Raw genomic sequence first — 20,430 nt, 5'->3', positions numbered from 1 at the left:
CATCTGGCGGGTCGATTCGTTACCACGGTCGTGTGCGTAAGCGCATGGAAGGGGAAGTATCGTGAGCGATTGCAAGAGGGTTTACCGTTTTGGAACCGACGCCCAGGGCACCTGTGTCACCGAGGGCGACAAGTCCATGAACTTCGTGCTTGGCGGCAAGGGCGCAAACCTTGCCGAGATGAGCCGCATCGGCCTGCCGGTTCCCGGTGGTTTTACCATTACCTGCCAGACCTGTGTCGAGTACTCCGGTGCCGGCAACGTCTGGCCCGAAGGCGCGCTCGATGAGATCGTTGCCGCCGAGGAAGACCTCGAGTCCCGCTGCGGCAAAAAGCTCGGTGACGCCTCCGATCCGCTGCTCGTGTCGGTTCGCTCGGGCGCTCCGTTTTCCATGCCCGGCATGATGGACACGGTCCTCAACTTGGGTCTCAACGACGACTCCGTTCAGGGTCTCATTGCCCAGACGCAAAACCCGCGCTTTGCTTGGGATAGCTACCGCCGCTTTATCCAGATGTTTTCCAACGTCGTCATGGGCGTTGACGCCGACCTGTTCGAGAACGCCCTGACCCAGGCCCGTCTGGTCGCCGGCGTTCGCGTCGATTCCGAGCTTTCGGCCGAGGACCTGCAGGAACTCGTCGAGACTTTTAAGGGCATCTTCTCCGAGAACGTCGATGCCGCCCTGTATCCCGAGCTCGAGGTCGCTGACGGCAAGCCCGTCTTCCCACACGATCCGGAGCTCCAGCTGCGCCTTGCCATCCAGGCCGTCTTTGGCAGCTGGATGAACGAGCGCGCCTGCATCTATCGCAAACAGCACGGCATCTCCGACGAGCTCGGCACCGCCGTCAACGTCCAGGCCATGGCCTTTGGCAACAAGGGCGAGACCTCTGCGACGGGCGTCGCCTTTACGCGCAATCCGGCCGACGGCACCAAGGAGTTCTACGGTGACTTTTTGGTCAACGCCCAGGGCGAGGACGTCGTCGCCGGTATCCGCAACACCGAGCCCATCGCCGACCTCAAGACCACCCCGGGCCTCGAGTCCGCAGGTGAGGAGCTCGAGCGCGTGTTCCTGACGCTCGAGGATCATTACCGCGATATGTGCGATATCGAGTTCACCATCGAGCAGGGCAAGCTCTGGATGCTCCAGACCCGCGTGGGCAAGCGTACTGCCACCGCCGCCCTGCGCATCGCCATCGAAATGGTCGAGGAAGGCCTGATCACCCGCGAAGAGGCCGTGAGCCGTATCGATCCCGCGCAACTCGACCAGCTCCTTCACCCGCAGTTTGACGCCTCCAAGAAGTACGAGGCTCTCGCCAGCGGTCTTAATGCCAGCCCCGGTGCCGCCGTGGGCGAGGTCGTGTTCTCGAGCGACGACGCTGTCGCGCGTTCCGCCGAGGGTCACAAGGTCATTCTGGTTCGTTGGGAGACCAACCCCGACGACCTGAAGGGCATGGTCGCCGCCGAGGGCATCCTGACCAGCCACGGTGGCAAGACGAGCCATGCCGCCGTTATCGCCCGCGGCATGGGTACGCCCTGCGTCTGCGGCGTTGAGCGCTTCCACATCGACGCCGCCGAGAAGGTCGTGCGCATCGAGGGCAGCGACCGCGTATTGAACGAGGGCGATGTCATCTCCATCGACGGCACCCAGGGCATCGTCGTCGACGGTCCCGTCGACCTGGTCTCCGCCGAGCTTACCGGCGACCTGGACACCATCCTGTCCTGGGCCGACGAGATTCGCCTGGACGAGACCTGTGGCCATGCCAACCATGTGCGCGTCAACGCCGACAATCCCGAGGATGCCGAGCTCGCCCTCGAGTTTGGCGCCGAGGCTATTGGCCTGTGCCGCACCGAGCACATGTTCCTGGGCGATCGCAAGAACATCATCCAGAGCTTTATCCTGTCTGACGATGAGGCCGTGAAGCAGCAGGCCCTGGCCGACCTGCTCAAGGTTCAGACCGAGGACTTCCTGGCGATGTTCAAGACCATGTCCGGTCGCGATGTGGTCGTCCGCCTGCTCGATCCGCCGCTTCATGAGTTCCTGGATAATCCTCGCGAGCTCGAGGTCGTCATCACCAAGAAGGAAGCCGCCGGCGCCAGCGAGGAAGAGCTTGCAGCCCTGCGCGCCCGCCTGCGTCGTATCGACGGCATGGTCGAGTCCAACCCGATGCTCGGCCTGCGCGGTGTGCGCCTGTCCGTCGTCTTTAGCGATCTGCCGCTCATGCAGGTTCGCGCCGTCGCCACGGCTGCTGCCCGCCTCATCAAGGAAGGCGTCGACCCGCGCCCCGAGATCATGGTTCCGCTCGTTTCCATCACGGCCGAGCATGTCCAGACGCGCGAGGTCATCGAGCGTGTCATCGCCGAGGTATCCGCCGAGGAGGGCGTCGAGCTCAACATTCCCGTGGGCACGATGCTCGAGCTGCCGCGTGCCTGCATGGTTGCCGACGAGATCGCCCATCATGCCGACTTCTTCTGCTTTGGCACCAACGACCTCACGCAGACGACCTTCGGCTTCTCCCGCGACGACGCCGAGGCCAAGTTCATCCCGCTGTACATGCACAAGAAGATCTTGAAGAACAACCCCTTCGAGACCATCGACTCGGCGGTACTCGAGCTGGTGCGCATGGCCGTCGAGAAGGGTCGCGCCACCAATCCCGACATGCACTTTGGCGTGTGCGGCGAGCACGGCGGCGACCCCAAGTCCATCAAGGGCCTGTTTAACGTGGCCGACGTGGATTACGTGTCCTGCTCGCCCTATCGCGTACCCCTCGCACGTCTTGCGGCCGCCCAGGCCAAGCTCGAGGCCAAGCGTTCCGCCTAACGTTTTGGGCGTAGACGCCTAGTGTAGCCCCCCCTCATGCCGCCCGTCTCATTTGTGAGACGGGCGGTTATCATGTGCGGGTTTTGTCTTTTTGTCTGCGTAAAAAATTGTTCTTGCAGCAGAAACCCGCGCGTGTATACTCGAATATGTTTGTTCAACTACGTGCCGGCCATGGTGGTACGGCACCTCTAGAAGAGTAAGGAATTGCACATGGATTACATCCGCGCAATCGAGCGTCAGCAGATCCGCGAGGACATTCCTCAGGTTCGCGTCGCCGACAACGTCAAGGTTCACTACCGCATTAAGGAAGGCGACCGCGAGCGCATCCAGGTCTTCCAGGGCGACGTCATCCGCATGGCCGGCGCCGGTGCCCGCGAGACCTTCACCGTCCGCAAGATGTCCTTCGGTGTCGGTGTTGAGCGTACCTTCCCGCTTCACAGCCCCAAGATCGCCAAGCTCGAGGTCGTTCGTCATGGTCGCGTCCGTCGCGCCAAGCTGTACTACCTCCGCGACAAGGTGGGCAAGGCTGCTCGCATCCCCGAGAAGCGCTAAGAAGATCGCAGCGTCTGTCCACTCGTTTGGACGTAAGGGTCACCTTCGGGTGGCCCTTCTTTTTATCTGATTTGCATGCAAGGAGGGCCTGGTATGGCCAATATGACGAGCTCGGTTTCGGCATCGCAGGTTGCCGGAGAGCTAGCGAGCGCAACGTTTGAGGAGATCCCCGCCCTCGTGGAGCATTATCGCGAGGACCCGCGCCAGCAGGTGATCAAGGCTTGTGAACGCGCCCTCAAACGCCATGCTAAGGAACTTGCCGAGCGCGAGCGCGTCAATGACATGTACGAGCTTATGCATGAGTTTGGCGGCGATGGGGTGGTCGTTGGTGTCGACGAGGTGGGTCGCGGATCGGTGGCCGGTCCCCTGACGGTGTGTGCCGTGTGCCTTCCCATGGAGCCGCGCGTCTGGGGCATCAACGATTCCAAAAAGCTCACGCCGGCGCGCCGCGAGTTGCTCTCAGTGAAGATTGCCGAGGTGGCGACGGCGATTGGTTTTTGCCATATCGCGCCTAAGGATATCGATGAGATGGGCATGGCCCGTGCTATCCGTACCGCCGTTGCGGGCGCCGTGGCCGATACGGGGCTCGAGCCCGACTGGGTCCTCATGGATGGCAACCCCTTGGGCGCTGTTCCTAACGAGCGCGATGTGGTGAAAGGCGATGCCAAGATCGCCTGCATCGCCGCAGCGTCCATCATGGCCAAGGTCACGCGTGACGAGATGATGGTCGAGTACGACGCCGAGTACCCCGAGTACCATCTGGCCGAGTCGAAGGGCTATGCGAGCCCCGAGCACATCGAGGCCATTCGCAAACATGGACTTTGTCCGCTGCATCGCGTGAGCTTTTGCGGAAACTTTCTGCAGACTGAGCGCCTTTTCTAGGCCAATTGTGGAGACAGGGACCTCTGGGGTTTTATAAACCTGCTGGTAGCTGGCCGTATGCAGCACCATTGCTGCGTACGGCCCGTTTTTTGTCGGCATTTGGTCAGCTTTTGGTTTGCTTCCGGTACTTACCCGCATGAAAGGTGCCCTCATCATCGGGGCAATGCAGTGTGCGGGAAAGGAGACCCCATGAGTGCCGCAAGCAAAAAGAGCAAGACGCAGCAGCTCAAGGAGCGTTGGGAAAACGGCGAGCTCGACTGCGGGGCGATGACGCCCGAGTTTATCAAGGGACTCAGTCCCCGCGAGCTGGGCATGCTGGGCGAGCTGATCACCATCGACTACTTTAACGAGCGCGGCTACACCTTGCTGGAGCAGGGTTATCGTTGCACCGAGGGCGAGGCCGATCTGGTGCTGCTCGATGAGCTCGACGATGTCGTGGTGATGGCCGAGGTCAAGACCAGACGCGTTGCGCTGGATTGCAACACGCGGGTCTTTCCCGAGGAGGCCGTGGACGCCCAAAAGCAACGCCGCTACCGCCGCATCGCAAGTTGCTATCTCATGGAGCATTATCCGCTCAAGGCGATTCGCTTCGATGCCGTGGGCGTCACCATCCGCGACGGGCATATTGCCGAGATCGAGCACCAGTACAACGCGTTCGATTGGCAGGTGTCGTGATGGCGTTCGAGACGTTTGCCGTTCACGCGGCCTGCATCCGCGGCGTCGAGGCGATTCACGTCACGGTCGAGGTCTCGCTTGCCGGCGGCGTTCCGGGCATTCAGATGCTCGGCATCCCGAGTATGGAGGTGATGGAGTCACGTGGTCGTATTCGCTGTGCGATGCGCTCGGCCGGCTTTGAGATCCCGCGCTCGGGCATTACGGTCAATCTGGCGCCCGGCGATATTCGCAAGACCGGTAGCGGCTTTGATCTGCCCATCGCCATCGCGGTTCTAGCGGCCGATGGTCAGATTCCCCGCGACAACCTCGATCGTTGTCTTATCGCCGGCGAGCTCGGCTTGGACGGCACGGTGCTTCCTGTCAAAGGCGAGGTGGCGTTTCAGCTATTGGCTCGCGACATGGGGCTGTCTTTTATCGCCGGCAGGTCCGACCAGCATGTGCCACTCGCGGGCGTGGATTGCGGCTTTATCGACCATCTGTCTCAGCTTGCTCACGGCATGGGCGATGCCGCACGGCACTACTTGGATTCCGAGGGTGTCGAGGCGACCTTTGAGCCCGAGCTCGACTATGCCGACGTGCTGGGGCAGGAAGTCGCTAAACGCGGCATGGCGCTTGCGGCGGCAGGAGAACTCGGCTTGCTCATGATCGGGTCTCCGGGATCGGGCAAGACGATGCTCGCACGCCGTATGACCGGCATCCTACCCGAGCTTTCCGTTGAGGATCAGCAGGAGGCACTGTGCATCCATTCGGTTTTGGGTGAGAACATTGATGGCTTGTTGGCGGGGCACCGCCCCTTCCGCAGTCCCCACCACAGTATTTCGACCGCAGGCCTTATCGGCGGTGGGCGCCCGGTGCACCCGGGTGAGATCAGCCTTGCTCATGGCGGCGTGCTCTTTTTGGACGAGCTTGCCGAGTTTCCCACTGGCGTGCTGCAGACGCTGCGTCAGCCCATCGAGCGCGGCTACGTGAGGATCGTACGCGTCGACGGGGCTTTTACCTTCCCGTCGCGCTTTCAGCTGCTGGCTGCGAGCAATCCCTGCCCCTGCGGCTTTTTGGGCGATCGCGAGGTGCCGTGTCGCTGCTCGGCGGCGATGGTCGAGCGCTATCGGTCTAAACTGCGCGGTCCTTTGGCCGACCGTATCGACATGATGATTGATGTGACCCGTCCCGACCCTCAAGTGATTATCGAGGGTGCGGAGGGCATGTCGTCGGCCGAGTTACGTGACTACGTTGTGCGCGGTCGCGCCTTTCGCGCTTGGCGCGAATCCCGCATGGACGATGCGGATGCCGAGGCCGAGGATGACGAGACACGGTCCATTGACGGCGTCGTTTCGACCTTTGAGCTCGATGATGCGGCGGAGAAGTGTGTGCTCGGCCTGTCGAAGCGCACGCATCTCACAGGGCGTGGCATCGTGCGCCTTGTTCGCATTGCGCGCACGATCGCAGATGTCGCCGAGAGCGAGCAGGTGACGCAGGACCACGTGCTCGAGGCGGCGATGTACCAGGGAAGGAGGGACCAATGATGGTTGAGGGGACCTTCGAGCTGCATCCAGGTGACGCGTTGTATCCCGAGACCGTTTTGGAGCTTTCTGATGTACCTCAGACGCTCTATGTGCGCGGCAACCCCGAGGCGCTTTCGACGCCCGCGCTCTCCATCATCGGTGCGCGAAAGGCCTCGCCGTATGGTCTTGCCGTGGCAGAGCTTGCGGCGAAGGTGGCGGTTGAGGCGGGAGTGACGGTAGTTTCGGGCGGTGCGGTCGGTTGTGACCAGGCCTCGGGTTGGGCTGCGGTCAACGCCGGCGGCAAACACGTTGTGGTGCTGGGGACGGGCGCCGACGTGGTCTACCCGCGTTCGAGCGCGGGGCTGATTACGCGCACGCTTGATACGGGTGGCGCGGTCGTGTCGATCTCTCCGTGGGGCATGGGTCCGCGCAAGTTCGCCTTTCCGCGCCGCAATCGCGTAATCGCGGCCCTGTCGCAAGCCCTCTTTGTATCCGAGGCGGGTATGCCTTCTGGGACGTTTTCCACAGCCGAGGCTGCTATGGATTTGGGGCGCGAACTTCTTGCCGTGCCGGGGTCGATCCTATCGCCCGAGTCGCGTGGCACGAATTACCTCATTGCGAACGGTGCCTGCTGCATCATCGACGAGGAATCTATCGAGATGGCTATCTCACGCATCTACGGCACCCTGCGCTACTCGCGCCCCGATGCTCCCGGCATTGCCGACCTGAATCCAACGCAGCAGACCGTGATGCATGCGCTCATCGCCTCTCCACTCAAGGTCGACGACATTGCGGCGCTCGTCTCGCTCGATGCTGTCGGCGTACTCAAACTCTTGGGTTCGCTTGAACTCGAGGGCCTTATCGAGCGCATGATGGATGGAAGGTATGCGCCCTCCAAGTTTGCCCTTCACGCCCAGACACCCTTCGGTCACAATGGAAAACGTGTCAATTAGAAAGGTGTTTGCAGATGCAGTTCGATCAGGTGACGGTTATCGGTGGCGGTCTGGCGGGTTCGGAGTGCGCGATCCAGCTTGCAGACCGCGGGTTTGCCGTAAAGCTGTGCGAGATGCGCCCCCAGGTGAGCTCCCCGGCCCACCATACCGATCATCTGGCAGAGCTCGTCTGCTCCAATTCGTTTAAGTCGACCCGTCCGGATTCCGCGGCTGGTTTGCTGAAAGCTGAGCTTGAGCGCATGGGTTCAGTCCTGCTCGATTGCGCCCATCGCGCGGCTGTTCCCGCCGGTGGCGCCTTGGCGGTCGACCGCGTCAAGTTTTCCGAGCTTGTCGAGGCCGAGGTTGCCGCTCGTCCCAATATCGAGGTCGTGCACGGCGAGGTCACGCAGATTCCCGAGGGTCACGTGGTCATTGCCGCGGGCCCGCTGTGTTCACCGGCGCTGAGCGAAGAGGTCATGAAGCTCGTCGGTGGCGACGCCCTTGCGTTCTTCGATGCCGCGGCGCCGATCGTCGATGCCTCCACGCTCGATATGGACGTGCTGTTCTCGCAGTCGCGCTACGAGGAGCAGGGGAGCGGCGACTATCTCAACGCTCCGCTCAACAAGGAGGAGTACGAGGCCTTTATCGAGGCGCTTACCACGGCCGACCGCGTGGTGCTCAAAGACTTTGAGGGCGGCGATCTGTTCCAGGCCTGCCAGCCTGCCGAGGAAGTTGCGCGCACCGGCAAGGACGCCATTCGCTTTGGCGCCATGAAGCCCGTCGGCCTCACCGACCCGCGTACCGGACGTCGCCCCTGGGCGGCGATTCAGCTGCGTGCCGAGAACAAGGAGAAGACCGCCTATAACCTGGTGGGCTTCCAGACCAACTTGACCTTTGGCGAGCAGAAGCGCGTCTTCCATATGGTGCCGGGCCTGGAGAACGCTGAGTTCTTCCGCTACGGTGTCATGCACCGCAATACCTTTGTCGACGCCCCGCACGTGCTCGATGGCACCTTTGCCGTGCCCGGTACCGGCGTGCGTCTGGCCGGTCAGATCACCGGTACCGAGGGATACATGGAAGCCGTGGCGACAGGTCTGCTCGCGGCGCTCAACACCTATGCCGAGGCTATCGGTGCTGCGGGCGTCGAGTTGCCGCGTGTGGGTGCCCTGGGTGCGCTCGTGGGCTACGCGACCGATCCTGCCACCGTGGGCTATCAGCCTATGCATGTCAACTTTGGCCTGGTGCCGCCGCTCGAGGACGGTAAGCGCCGCAGCAAGCGCGACCGCTATCAGGCCTATGCGGACCGTGCGCTCGAGGCCCTCGATGCCTACTTGGCCACGCGTTCCGACTTGTTTGGAGGCGACCGGTCATAGCCTTTGACCTGTACGACACCGTCGACTCGTTTATCGCCTATATCGCACGCGTCGAGGGACTTTCTCCCAACACGGTGACGGCCTATGGCTCGAGGCTGGAGCGCTTCGCTGCCTGGTGCGAGCGCGAGGATATCGATGCTTTCGCTGCCGACGTGCGCACCATTCGTCGCTATCTTGCTGAGCTTTCGCGTGAGCAGGTGGCTCCCCGAACGCTTGCGGCGCACCTGTCGGCTATCCGATCTCTCTATCGCTGGATGGCTGCCGAGGGGATTGTCGAGGGCGATGCGGTCTCGGCGATCGCATCGCCCAAGCTGCCGCGTGACCTGCCGGGCGTCCTTACGACCAAGCAGGTCGAGGCGCTGCTCAAGACGCCTGATACCTCGACGCCCGCGGGACTGCGCGATGCGGCGATGCTTGAGTTGCTCTATGCCTCCGGCGCGCGAATCTCGGAGCTCGCGGCGCTCAACGTGGAGTCTATTGGTTGGTCCGAGCGAACGCTGCGACTTTGGGGCAAGGGGAGCAAGGAGCGTATCGTCCCTCTGTATCGTCGCGCACTCGAGGCGACGCGTCTCTATATTGAGGAGGGGAGGCCGGAGTTGCTCGCTCAGGCAAAGCGCCGTGACCCCGCTACCGGGCCGCATCCGCTGCTTATATCGGCGCGCGGCAATCGCATGAGTGCCGCCATGCTCAGGCGGCGGTTCCATACGCTGGCGACGCTCGCCGGCATTCCGGCCGACATTGCCCCGCATGCGATGCGCCATACCTTTGCGACCGATTTGCTCGAGGGCGGTGCGGACCTGCGCTCGGTTCAAGAGCTGCTGGGCCATGCGAGCCTGTCTACAACGCAGATTTACACGCATCTCACGCCCGATCGGCTCAAACGTGCCGTGGCTCAAGCCCATCCCCGCGGCGAATAGTGGCTGGGACGTCCCGCGCCGCACTCAGGTGTGTGGTTTTGATTGCGGGTTGGCAGGAAGATGCATTCCTGCTATCATTCATCGGGTTGCTTCACGGCAACATGTTTTTATCACGCACGCGCGGCTACTTCATACCGTGGTGCCCGGGCTTTGGTAGCACATGTCCGGGTTGGTTTTGGAGGATGACCCCGCGCGGAGGCAAACCACAGGAGGTTTAACATGGCTACCAAGATTAATATCCGCACCCTGCTCGAGGCCGGCTGCCACTTCGGTCACCAGACCCGTCGCTGGAACCCCAAGATGAAGCCGTTCATCTTCGGTGAGCGCAACGGCATCTACATCCTCGACCTCAAGCAGACCATCCTCGACGCCGACCAGGCCTACACCTTCGTCAAGAACGTCGCCAAGGGTGGCAACGTGCTGTTCGTCGGCACCAAGAAGCAGGCTCAGGAGGCCGTCAAGAACGCTGCTGAGCGCGCCAACATGCCTTACATCAACCAGCGTTGGCTCGGCGGTATGCTGACCAACTTCGTCACCATCCGCTCCCGCATCAACCGCATGGAGGAGCTCGAGGCCATGGTCGAGGACGGCCGCATGGCTGTTCTGCCCAAGAAGGAGCAGGCTGTTCTCGGCAAGGAGCTCACTAAGCTCCAGACCAACCTCGGTGGCGCCCGCGACATGAAGGGTCTGCCCCAGGCTCTCTTCGTCATCGACACCAAGCGCGAGGAGAACGCCATCAAGGAGGCCCAGCGCCTGAACATCCCCGTCGTCGCCCTGATCGACACCAACTCCGATCCCGACGAGGTCGAGTACGGCATCCCCTGCAACGATGACGCTATCTCCGCTGTCACCCTTATGTGCGAGCTCATGGCTGACGCCTGCCTCGCTGGCTCCGGCAAGGAGCAGGTCTCCGAGGCCGAGATGGCCGCTGAGCCCAAGGCCGAGTAAATCAGTCTTAGTTAATTCTTTTTCATCTCTTTGAAAGGAACCACAATGGCCCAGATTACCGCCGCTATGGTCAAGCAGCTCCGCGAGATGACCGACTCCCCGATGATGGAGTGCAAGAAGGCTCTCGTCGAGGCTGACGGCGACATGGACGCCGCTGTCGACGTTCTGCGTAAGAACGGCCTTGCCAAGGCTGCCAAGAAGGCTGGCCGTGAGACCAACGAGGGCGCTGTCGCCGCGTTCGTCTCCGAGGATGGCAAGACCGGCGCTCTGCTCGAGCTCTCCTGCGAGACCGACTTCGTTGGCTCTAACGCCAAGTTCACCGGCTTTGCTTCCAAGGTCGCTGAGGTTGTCGCTACCACCGAGCCTGCTGACGTCGATGCTCTGCTCGAGAAGCCGATGGGCGAGGAGACCGTTTCCTCCGAGCTCACCGAGATGATTCACATCATGGGCGAGAACATGAAGATCTCCCGCTTCGCTGCCCGCAAGGCTGAGAACGGCGCGCTCGCTTCTTACATCCACATGGGTGGTAAGATCGGCGTCCTCGTCGAGTTCGCCTTCGAGAAGGCTGAGACCGCTCAGGCTGAATCCTTCAAGACCTTCGCTCACGACGTTGCCCTTCAGGTTGCCGCCGTCGCCCCGATCTGTGCTACCCGCGATCAGGTTCCGGCCGAGACCGTCGAGCACGAGAAGCAGATCTACATGGCTCAGGCTGCCGAGTCCGGTAAGCCCGAGGCTATCCAGGAGAAGATGGCTATCGGCCGTCTGGAGAAGTTCTACAAGCAGTCCGTGCTCACCGAGCAGGAGTTCATCAAGGACAGCTCCCTCACCATCAAGAAGTACGCTGAGCAGGTCTCCAAGGAGCTCGGCGACACCATTACCGTCGTTGCCTTTGACCGTCTGGTCCGTGGCGAGTAAATAAGCTCTTGTAGCTGGTAATGAGCAGGCTGTGGGTTTTACTCACAGCCTGCTTTTTCATGGCTCTTATCAGAGCCTTTGATATCATATTGAGAGTCTAATTAAAGGAGGATCGCTTTGTCCGACATCCGATATAAACGCGTGCTTCTTAAGCTTTCCGGCGAAGCACTGATGGGCGACGGCCAATATGGCATCGACCCCAAGGTTACCGACCATCTTGCCAAGCAGGTCAAGGAGCTGCTAGCCGTTGGCCATGAGGTCGGCGTCGTTGTCGGCGGCGGCAATATTTTCCGCGGCATGGCCGGCGCTGCCGGTGGCATGGAGCGTGCTCAGGCCGACTACATGGGCATGCTGGCAACCGTTATGAACGCGCTCGCCCTGCAGGATGCCTTCGAGCATAACGATGTTCCCTGCCGCGTGATGAGCGCTATCCAGATGAACGAGATCTGCGAGCCCTATATTCGCCGCCGCGCCATCAACCACCTTTCCAAGGGCAACGTCGTTATTTTTGCCGCCGGTTCAGGCAATCCGTACTTTACGACCGACACCGCCGCGGCTCTTCGTGCGTGCGAGATCGGCGCCGAGATTCTGATTAAAGCCACCAAGGTTGACGGCATCTACGACAAGGATCCCGTCAAGTGCGCCGATGCCGTCCGTTTTGACAAGATTACCTATCACGAGGTTCTCGTCCGCGGTCTGCAGGTTATGGATTCCACGGCTACGGCACTGTGCCAGGACAACCGTATGCCGATTTTGGTCCTCAACATCGATGGCGAGGACACCGTCAAGCGCGCGCTTTCGGGTGAGCCCGTCGGCACGCTCGTCTATCAGGAGGATTAAGCATGGCAGAGAACATCACCGCCCATATGGACAAGTCGCTCGAGTCCCTCAAGCATAACTTCTCCAAGGTTCGTACCGGCCGCGCCAATGCCAACATTCTGTCCGACATCACCGTCGATTATTACGGTGTTCCCACGCCGGTTACGCAGGTTGCCGCTGTCAAGACCCCCGAGGCCCACATGCTGCTCATCGAGCCGTGGGACAAGGCGCTCATCAATGCTATCGTCAAGGCCATCGGCGCTTCCGATCTGGGTATTACCCCCAACTCCGATGGCACCGTCGTCCGTCTTCCGTTCCCGGCTCCCACTGAGGAGCGCCGTCGCGAGCTCGTCAAGGAGTGCCGCGAGTACGCCGAGCAGGCCAAGGTGTCTATCCGTAACATCCGTCGCGACTTCAACAACAAGCTCGAGCGCGATGAGGAGCTCACCGAGGACGATGTCCGTCGCGAGCAGGCCAAGGTCCAGAAGCACACTGATGAGTATGTCGCCAAGGTCGAGGAGCTTCTGAAGGAAAAAGAAGCCGAGGTCATGGAGATCTAAGGTGCAATACGACGAGCATAAACTGGTCGAGTACTTTGCCGACGCCCCTGCGGGCGTCGGTTTTTCCGACCTTGACCTCAATAACATTCCGCACCATATCTCGTGCATCATGGACGGTAACGGTCGTTGGGCCACGTCGCGCGGTCTTGCACGCACCGAGGGCCACAAGGCGGGTATCGTCTCCCTTCGCGAGATTATTACCGCCTGCGTGCGTCTGGGCGTCGACGTGCTTTCGGCCTATGCGTTTTCTACTGAAAACTGGAGCCGCCCGCAGCATGAGGTCAACGTCTTGATGCATCTGTTTGCCAAGACGTTTATCGACGAGCTGCCGCTTCTGAAGCGCGAAAACGTTCGCGTTGTCTTTTTGGGCGACATTTCCGCGCTACCCAAGAAGACCCGCGACGTTTTTGAACGCGGTCTTGCCGAGTGCGCCCATCACACCGGTATGACGCTGGCGCTTGCTGTCAACTACGGCGCGCGCGCCGAGATTACCCGTGCTGTCCGTCAGATCGCACTCGACGCTGCCGCCGGTAAGATCGATCCTGCCGCAATTGATGACGATATGGTGGCTTCCCACCTCTATACCGCTGGTCTTCCCGATCCTGAGCTTGTGATTCGCACCTCTGGTGAGCTGCGCCTTTCGAACTATCTGCTGTGGCAGGTGGCTTATTCAGAGTTCTACGTCACCGATACCTATTGGCCCGACTTTGATCGTTGGGGCCTTGTCGACGCCATTTTGGCCTATCAGGGCCGTGACCGTAGGTTTGGTGGACTGAGCAAGACCGAGGAGGCTTAATCGTGTCCGATCGTCCCAAGGCATCTGCTCCCAAGACGCCTGCGCGTAAAGCTGCCACTGCGGGAGCGCCTGCAGCGAAGAGCGGCACCGGTTCGTGGCTGGCGGGCTTTATTACCCGTGCCGCCGCTGGCATCGTCTACGCCGTTGTCTTTATCCTGTGCCTGGTTTTGGGTATCGTGCCCACGGCCATCTTTGTTTCCGTCATGAGCGGTCTGTGCTGCTATGAGTTTTTCCGTATGACGAGGCTCGATGGCAAGATGGCTAACGAGCGCATGGGTATCGCTGCCGCCGTACTCTTTCCGCTGTCGGCGTTGGGCGATTCGATGTTGCTGAATGCCCTGCTTTTTGCCCTGATGCTCGCTGTGGGCATTTGGTATGTCTGGTCGCCGCGCACCCGCATCTCTGATGTGGCCGTGACGCTCATGGGTCCCATCTACACTGGCTTTATGCTGTCGGCTATCGTGCTGCTGCGCGATGCCGTGCCCGGTTTTGCCGGCGCCCTGCTTTCAGTGGGCGTTTGCGCGTCCCTTTGGGTCTCCGATTCGTTTGCCTACATTGTGGGCAGCCGTATCGGCAAGCACAAGATGGTTCCCAAGATCTCTCCCAAAAAGAGCTGGGAGGGGTTTGTCGGCGGCATCCTGGGCTCGGTTTTGATTTGGCTCATCCTGTGGGCGACGCACTTCTACAAGCTCAGCCTGCCCTATGCGCTGCTGTGCGGCGTGGTCGTGTCCATTTTGGGCGTTATCGGCGACCTTATCGAGTCGCGCATCAAGCGCGGTGTGGGCGTCAAGGATTCCGGCAACCTTATCCCGGGCCATGGCGGCATGCTCGACCGTAGCGACTCGCTTATCTTTGGCTGCATTACCGCTCAGCTGCTTTTGATGATCGGAGGCGTGCTGTAATGTCATTCCAGACGACGTATGGCCCCGATGGACGCCTCCGTGTTGCCATCCTGGGTTGTACGGGCTCTATCGGCACCCAGGCACTCGATGTGTGCCGTCAGCATGCTGATCGCCTGCAGGTGACGGCGCTGTCCGTTAATTCCAGCACCTCTGAGCTCGTTGCCGCTGCCCGCGAGTTCTCGGTTCCGGCGGTTGCCGTGGCCGATGTCGCTCACGGCGATGACGCCGTGCTGCAGGAGTTGCCCGAGGGAACGAAGCTCGGCGTTGGCGCGCAGGCGGTTTGCGAGCTCGCGCGTCGCGACGATGTCGACTGCGTGCTCGTCGCTATTGTGGGCGCCGCCGGTCTCGAGGCGAGCCATGCGGCCTTGACCTCAAATAAGCGCCTTGCCCTTGCCAACAAGGAGTCCCTCGTCGTCGGTGGCGACTTGCTTATGCCGTTGGCGCAACCGGGCCAGCTTATTCCAGTCGACTCTGAGCACTCCGCCATCTACCAGTGCTATCTGGGGGAGAATCCACGCGAGGCTCATTGTATTTGGCTTACCTGCTCGGGCGGTCCGTTCTTTGGCCGCACGCGCGGCGAGCTCGATCGCGTGACGCGTGCCGATGCTCTCGCACATCCCACGTGGGCCATGGGTGCCAAGATCACCATCGACTCCGCCACCCTCATGAACAAGGGTCTGGAGCGCATTGAGGCCATGCATCTGTTTAACTGCGACCTCGATTTCATTAACGTGGTCGTGCAGCGTCAGTCTAAGATTCACTCTATGGTCGAGTTCGCCGACGGCTCCGTGATGGCGCATCTCGGTGCTTCCGACATGCGTATTCCCATCCAGTTCGCGTTCTCGTATCCCGAGCGTTGGGATACCCCGGCGCCTCGTATCGATTTTCGCGAGTTGGGACAGCTCACGTTTGATGCTGCCGACATGGATACCTTCCGCTGTCTGGCACTGGCCGAGCGTGCCGGCAAGACGGGTGGCACCATGCCGTGCGTGCTCAATGCCGCCAACGAGGTCGCCGTCGATGCCTTCCTGCACGATGGCTGCAGCTTTACCGATATCGATCGCATTGTGGAATCCTGCATGGATGCCCACGATATGCAGGCGGTCGATTCGTTTGAGCAGCTTCGCGACATCGATGCGTGGGCGCGTGAAAAGGCTGCGCAGGTACTCGCCGCAACCCGTTCCTAACCCATAAGGATTGCTTTTTCGTTTTATGGATACTGTTCTGAGCGTTCTCTCATCGGTCTTTTGGGGCCTGCTGATGCTTTCCGTCCTCGTGTTTTTGCACGAGGGCGGCCACTTTTTGGCGGCGCGTGCCTGCGGCGTCCGTGTGACCGAGTTCTTTTTGGGCCTGCCGTGCCGCTTTGACATCCATTACACGTCGCGTCGCATTGGAACCAAGTTTGGCGTGACCCCGCTGCTGCTGGGTGGCTACGCTGCCATCTGCGGTATGGATCCGACCGACGTCTCGTGCGCCGATCGCGTGCTCGCGGCTATCTATCGTCATGGTCGCGTGACCGTGGCCGACCTTGCTGTCGAGCTTGAGCTTTCCGAGGAGGATGTGCTCGAGGCATGCGCCCTGTTGCTGGGCTGGGGTTCCATCGCACCCTGGTATGAGGAAGGGGAGAAGCCCTTGCCGAGCTACTATCCCACCAAGTATCAGACGCTGCCGCGAGATGCGGCGGGTTACACTACCTTTGACGGCCGCCGTTTCGATCGCGAACATTCAACTGCCGAGGGCGATGTGTGGGAGCTGCCGTGCGGCGAGGCCGAGTTCCTTGCACAAGAGCGTTCGCACACCTATCTTGGCCAGGGCTTTCTCAAGCGCGCCTTTATGCTGCTCGCGGGCATTCTCGTCAATATCCTGACGGGCTTTTTGCTGCTTATGAGCATCTACTCTATTGCGGGTGTCACCGTGCCGATGGATACCAACGTGATCGGTCAGGTTGACGAGGGGTCTATTGCCGCCAAGGCGGGTATCGAGGGCGGCGACGCGATCCTTTCGGTTGACGGAGTATCGTGCTCTACCTGGATGGACGTTTACGATGCCATCGGTAAGGCTGCCGGTAAGGACGATATCGCCATCGAGTACGAGCGTGACGGCAAGCAGCATTCGACCGCGGTTGCGCTCAAAGAGGACGAGCGCCTAGGTGTGTATGCCTCTACGCAGGTGGTCCGTTTAGACCCCATCACGTCGGCTCGACTTTCGTTCTCCTATGTCGTGCAGACAGCGGAGGGCGTGATGCGCCTGCTCCAGCCGCAGCATACGATGGAGATTCTCGATCAGTCTTCTTCGATCGTGGGCATTAGCGTTATGTCCTCACAGGCTGCTGCTGCCGGCCCTGCCACGTTCCTTTCGTTTGCCGCCCTCATTTCGTTCTCGCTTGGCTTTATGAACCTGCTGCCCATTCCACCACTCGATGGCGGCAAGCTGGTCATCGAGATCATTCAAAAGATTGCTGGCCGCGAGCTTCCGCTCAAGGTCCAGACGATTGTGAGCTATGTGGGCATCGCGCTCTTTGTGCTGCTGTTTGTCTATATGCTTCGTTCCGACATCCTTCGATTTATTCTGTAGGGGAGTGTTTGGATTGTCTTTATCCCATCCTTTGCCTCGCGAGTTGACGCGCCCCGTGCATGTGGGCGGCGTGCAGATCGGTGGTGGCGCTCCGGTCGTGGTTCAGTCCATGACCTGTACCGATACCGCTGATGCCCAGGCAACGCTTGCGCAAGTGTGCGCGTTGGTGCAGGCTGGCTGCGATATCGTGCGCGTGAGCGTGCCCACCGAGGCCGCGCTTGAGGGTTTCCGCACCATCTGTGCTGAGTCTCCGGTGCCGATCGTCGCCGATATTCACTTTAACCATAAGCTCGCCATCGGCGCTGTGGAGGCCGGTGCTGCCAAGCTCCGCATCAATCCCGGCAACATTGGCGATTGGGCCAAGGTCGATGCCGTGATCGATGCCGCGGGTGCCGCGGGCTGTGCGATTCGTATCGGCGTCAATGCCGGTTCGCTTGAGCAGGATATCGCTGAGCGCGACGACCTCACGCAGCCCGAAAAGCTCGTGATGTCGAGCGAGCGTTTCGTCAAGCACTTTGAGGACCGCGGCTTTACGAACATTGTGCTTTCGGCCAAGGCCCATAGCGTGCAAACGACGCTCGATACCTATCGAGCCCTGTCGCGTGAGATTCCACACGTTCCGCTTCACCTGGGCGTGACGGAGGCGGGGACCAAGCTCCAGGGCACCATCAAGAGCTCTGTAGGCTTGGGTATCTTGCTTTCCGAAGGCATTGGCGACACCATGCGTGTGTCGCTCACAGCTGATCCGGTTGAGGAGCCGCCGGTCGCCTGGGGGATTTTGCAGTCGCTGGGCCTGCGTCGCCGTGGTCCCGAGATTGTCTCGTGCCCCACGTGCGCCCGCTGCCAGGTTAACCTGATTCCCATCGCCGAGGAGGTCACCGAGCGGCTTAAGAACTATGCCGCGCCGCTTTCGATTGCCGTCATGGGATGTGCCGTTAATGGCCCCGGCGAGGCTTCTGATGCCGACCTGGGCGTTGCTTGCGGACGTGGTCAGGCCTTGCTCTTTTCGCATGGCCAGATCATTGGTAAAGTAGCTGAGGACCAAATTGTCGACGCGCTGATGGCCGAGGTCGACAAACTTATTGAGGAGAAATAAATGACCCGAGCAATGTACATGTCTAAGCTTTACGCGCCGACGCTTAAAGAGGATCCGGCGGACGCTGAGCTCGCCAGTCACCGCCTGCTGCTCCGTGCCGGCATGATCCGCAAGGAGGCCGCCGGCCTGTATTCCTACCTGCCGCTTGCTTGGCGCTCGATCCGTAAGATCGAGAACATCGTGCGCGACGAGATGGATGCCGCCGGTGCCCAGGAGCTTATGATGCCTATCATGGTCGACGCCGAGTTGTGGCGTGAGTCCGGCCGCATCGACGCCTATGGTAAGGAGCTTGTGCGCTTTGACGACCGTCATGGTCGCGAGTTCGTCCTGGGCCCCACGCACGAGGAGACCGTCACGGCCCTGGTGCGCAACGAGCTGCGCTCCTACAAGCAGCTGCCCGTCAACCTGTACCACATTCAGGACAAGTTCCGCGACGAGTTCCGCCCCCGCTTTGGCCTGATGCGCGGTCGCGAGTTCATCATGAAGGACGCCTACAGCTTCTCCGCCACGCAGGAGAGCCTGCAGGAGGAGTATGACAAGATGAAGCAGGCCTACGCTAACATCTGCGAGCGCTGCTATATCAAGGCCCTGCCCGTTGTTGCCGACTCCGGTGAGATCGGTGGCGATACCTCCGTCGAGTACATGGCTTTGGCCGACGCCGGCGAGGCTTCGCTCGTCTACTGCGACGATTGCGGCTTTGCTGCCGATGACGAGGCGGCAAGCACCAAGGTCGTCGTGACCGAGGGTCCTGGTGACGGTACGCTCACCAAGGTTGAGACTCCGGGCATGGGCACCATTGAGGCTGTTGCTAAGTTCTTTGGGTTCCCCGAGAACGGCACGCGCAAGTCGCTGGCACTCATCGACGCCGAGGGCAAGCCGGTCGTGGCCATTGTTCCGGGCGATCACGAGCTCAACGATTGCAAGGCCGAGCACGTCTTTGGCAAGGGCTATCGCATGATGACCGACGAGGAGCTTCAGGCGAACGGTCTGCACAAGGGCTTTATCGGACCGGTTAACCTGCCCGATGGCATTCGTCTGGTGTGCGACGAGAGCCTGCGCGATTCCAAGCAGTGGGCCTGCGGTGCCAACGAGGTCGATTATCACTTTACCGGTGCCTGCCCCGAGCGCGACTTTACCGTCGATGAGTGGGCCGATCTGGTCACCGTTGTCGCCGGCGACCCCTGCCCGCACTGCGGCAAGCCGCTCTCCGCTGCCCGCGGCATCGAGGTTTCCCAGGTCTTCCAGCTGGGCACCAAGTACTCCGAGGCCATGGGGGCCACCTTTATGGACGAGGACGGCAAGGAGAAGCCGCTTATCATGGGTTGCTACGGCGTGGGCGTGTCTCGCTCGCTCGCTGCCGTCGTGGAGCAGCACAACGACGAGCACGGCATTGTCTGGCCGGTCTCCGTCGCTCCGTACGAGGTCGCGGTGATTCCGCTCGACCCCAAGAAGGAGGAGTGCGCTTCCGTCTGCGAGCAGATCGTTGATGGCCTGTGCGCCGAGGGTATCGAGGTTGTCGTCGACGATCGCGATGAGCGTCCCGGCTTTAAGTTTGCCGACAATGACCTTATGGGCTTCCCGTATCAGGTGGTGCTCGGCAAGCGTGGCCTTAAGAACGGCACCGTCGAGCTCAAGGACCGTGCCACGGGCGAGCGCGAGGACGTGGCGATCGACGAGGTCGTCGCCAAGGTCGCCGAGCTTGTGAAGGCTGCGCGCCGTTAATCGGCGATTTCGCTTGTAGTTCGATATACGGGACGGTTCCGCATTTCTCCAGATAGGGGAGATGCGGGGCCGTCCTTTTATCTTGTCGGCGTGCTCAATCGCTAAAAGGAAAAACCCCACAGCCCATGCGAGTGAACTGCCTCCCATTTCTTGGACATGAGAAATGGGAGGCTTTTTATGCGTGTCGACTTGAGGGTGAAGCACGACATCGTGGCCAGGAAGGCGGCGATCGGGCTCTTCGAGCGAGGCCACGGCTCCGAGTCGGCGGCGAAGGCGCTGTCGGTCCCGCGCGACACCGTGAGACAATGGCTCTACGTATACCGGTCGTTCGGAAGCGAGGTGCTGCTATCCATGGACGGCAAGCAGGCCAGGTACACATACGAGCAGAAGGTCGCCGCCGCCTCGGCCGTGGTCGACGGCGGCATGACGAAGGCCGAGGCGATGGCGGCGTTC

18 protein-coding genes and 1 pseudogene are annotated in these 20,430 nt (G+C 61.0%); all 19 read left to right on the top strand.

Annotated features, from left to right (window positions below; genetic code table 11):
- Positions 1-61: 61 nt before the first annotated feature.
- Positions 62-2,812: a pyruvate, phosphate dikinase gene (gene ppdK / locus JMJ97_RS01015; protein ID WP_260698845.1), complete on the top strand. Its 2,751-nt coding sequence runs from the start codon at positions 62-64 to the stop codon at positions 2,810-2,812.
- 210 nt (positions 2,813-3,022) lie between these two features.
- Positions 3,023-3,364, top strand: coding sequence for a 50S ribosomal protein L19 (gene rplS / locus JMJ97_RS01010; RefSeq protein ID WP_006236098.1), 342 nt, complete (start codon positions 3,023-3,025; stop codon positions 3,362-3,364).
- 93 nt (positions 3,365-3,457) lie between these two features.
- Positions 3,458-4,246: a ribonuclease HII gene (locus JMJ97_RS01005; RefSeq protein WP_260698844.1), complete on the top strand. Its 789-nt coding sequence runs from the start codon at positions 3,458-3,460 to the stop codon at positions 4,244-4,246.
- A 189-nt stretch (positions 4,247-4,435) separates the two neighbouring features.
- Positions 4,436-4,921: a YraN family protein gene (locus tag JMJ97_RS01000; protein WP_152068233.1), complete on the top strand. Its 486-nt coding sequence runs from the start codon at positions 4,436-4,438 to the stop codon at positions 4,919-4,921.
- Positions 4,921-6,444: a YifB family Mg chelatase-like AAA ATPase gene (locus JMJ97_RS00995; RefSeq protein WP_035138568.1), complete on the top strand. Its 1,524-nt coding sequence runs from the start codon at positions 4,921-4,923 to the stop codon at positions 6,442-6,444. The genes JMJ97_RS01000 and JMJ97_RS00995 overlap by 1 nt, the downstream gene beginning before the upstream one ends.
- Positions 6,444-7,376, top strand: coding sequence for a DNA-processing protein DprA (locus JMJ97_RS00990; protein WP_260698843.1), 933 nt, complete (start codon positions 6,444-6,446; stop codon positions 7,374-7,376). Before JMJ97_RS00995 ends, JMJ97_RS00990 begins: the two co-directional genes overlap by 1 nt.
- Before the next feature lie 14 nt (positions 7,377-7,390).
- On the top strand, positions 7,391-8,728 hold the full coding sequence (gene trmFO, locus JMJ97_RS00985; RefSeq protein WP_260698842.1) for a methylenetetrahydrofolate--tRNA-(uracil(54)-C(5))-methyltransferase (FADH(2)-oxidizing) TrmFO: 1,338 nt from the start codon (positions 7,391-7,393) through the stop codon (positions 8,726-8,728).
- On the top strand, positions 8,725-9,645 hold the full coding sequence (locus JMJ97_RS00980; RefSeq protein WP_260698901.1) for a tyrosine recombinase XerC: 921 nt from the start codon (positions 8,725-8,727) through the stop codon (positions 9,643-9,645). Before trmFO ends, JMJ97_RS00980 begins: the two co-directional genes overlap by 4 nt.
- A 219-nt stretch (positions 9,646-9,864) precedes the next feature.
- Positions 9,865-10,593 (top strand): 30S ribosomal protein S2, encoded by a 729-nt coding sequence (gene rpsB / locus JMJ97_RS00975; RefSeq protein WP_006236109.1) that lies wholly within the window; start codon positions 9,865-9,867, stop codon positions 10,591-10,593.
- Positions 10,594-10,638: 45 nt separating this feature from the next.
- Positions 10,639-11,508: a translation elongation factor Ts gene (tsf, locus tag JMJ97_RS00970; protein WP_260698841.1), complete on the top strand. Its 870-nt coding sequence runs from the start codon at positions 10,639-10,641 to the stop codon at positions 11,506-11,508.
- Between the two features lie 117 nt (positions 11,509-11,625).
- The gene (pyrH, locus tag JMJ97_RS00965; RefSeq protein ID WP_035138557.1) at positions 11,626-12,348 is read left to right on the top strand and encodes a UMP kinase; all 723 of its coding nucleotides are present in this window, start codon (positions 11,626-11,628) and stop codon (positions 12,346-12,348) included.
- Between the two features lie 2 nt (positions 12,349-12,350).
- Positions 12,351-12,887 (top strand): ribosome recycling factor, encoded by a 537-nt coding sequence (gene frr, locus JMJ97_RS00960; protein ID WP_006236112.1) that lies wholly within the window; start codon positions 12,351-12,353, stop codon positions 12,885-12,887.
- A gap of 1 nt (position 12,888) precedes the next feature.
- Complete coding sequence (locus JMJ97_RS00955) at positions 12,889-13,683, top strand: isoprenyl transferase (protein ID WP_260698840.1); 795 nt, start codon at positions 12,889-12,891, stop codon at positions 13,681-13,683.
- A gap of 2 nt (positions 13,684-13,685) precedes the next feature.
- Positions 13,686-14,585, top strand: a complete 900-nt coding sequence (locus JMJ97_RS00950; RefSeq protein WP_233524910.1) for a phosphatidate cytidylyltransferase — start codon at positions 13,686-13,688, stop codon at positions 14,583-14,585.
- Positions 14,585-15,772 (top strand): 1-deoxy-D-xylulose-5-phosphate reductoisomerase, encoded by a 1,188-nt coding sequence (dxr, locus tag JMJ97_RS00945; protein WP_260698839.1) that lies wholly within the window; start codon positions 14,585-14,587, stop codon positions 15,770-15,772. Before JMJ97_RS00950 ends, dxr begins: the two co-directional genes overlap by 1 nt.
- A gap of 25 nt (positions 15,773-15,797) precedes the next feature.
- A complete protein-coding gene (locus JMJ97_RS00940; RefSeq protein ID WP_260698838.1) occupies positions 15,798-17,159 on the top strand; it encodes a M50 family metallopeptidase in 1,362 nt (453 codons plus the stop codon).
- Between the two features lie 13 nt (positions 17,160-17,172).
- Positions 17,173-18,255 (top strand): flavodoxin-dependent (E)-4-hydroxy-3-methylbut-2-enyl-diphosphate synthase, encoded by a 1,083-nt coding sequence (ispG, locus tag JMJ97_RS00935; RefSeq protein WP_260698837.1) that lies wholly within the window; start codon positions 17,173-17,175, stop codon positions 18,253-18,255.
- Positions 18,256-19,977 (top strand): proline--tRNA ligase, encoded by a 1,722-nt coding sequence (locus tag JMJ97_RS00930; RefSeq protein ID WP_260698836.1) that lies wholly within the window; start codon positions 18,256-18,258, stop codon positions 19,975-19,977.
- Between the two features lie 177 nt (positions 19,978-20,154).
- A pseudogene (locus tag JMJ97_RS00925) lies at positions 20,155-20,430 on the top strand (helix-turn-helix domain-containing protein); the annotation flags it as partial.

Source organism: Collinsella aerofaciens (assembly GCF_025289055.1).
In the GTDB taxonomy this organism is placed as follows: domain Bacteria; phylum Actinomycetota; class Coriobacteriia; order Coriobacteriales; family Coriobacteriaceae; genus Collinsella.
Note: the sequence above shows the minus strand (reverse complement) of the source record. Positions and strands in the feature narration are given on the sequence as shown.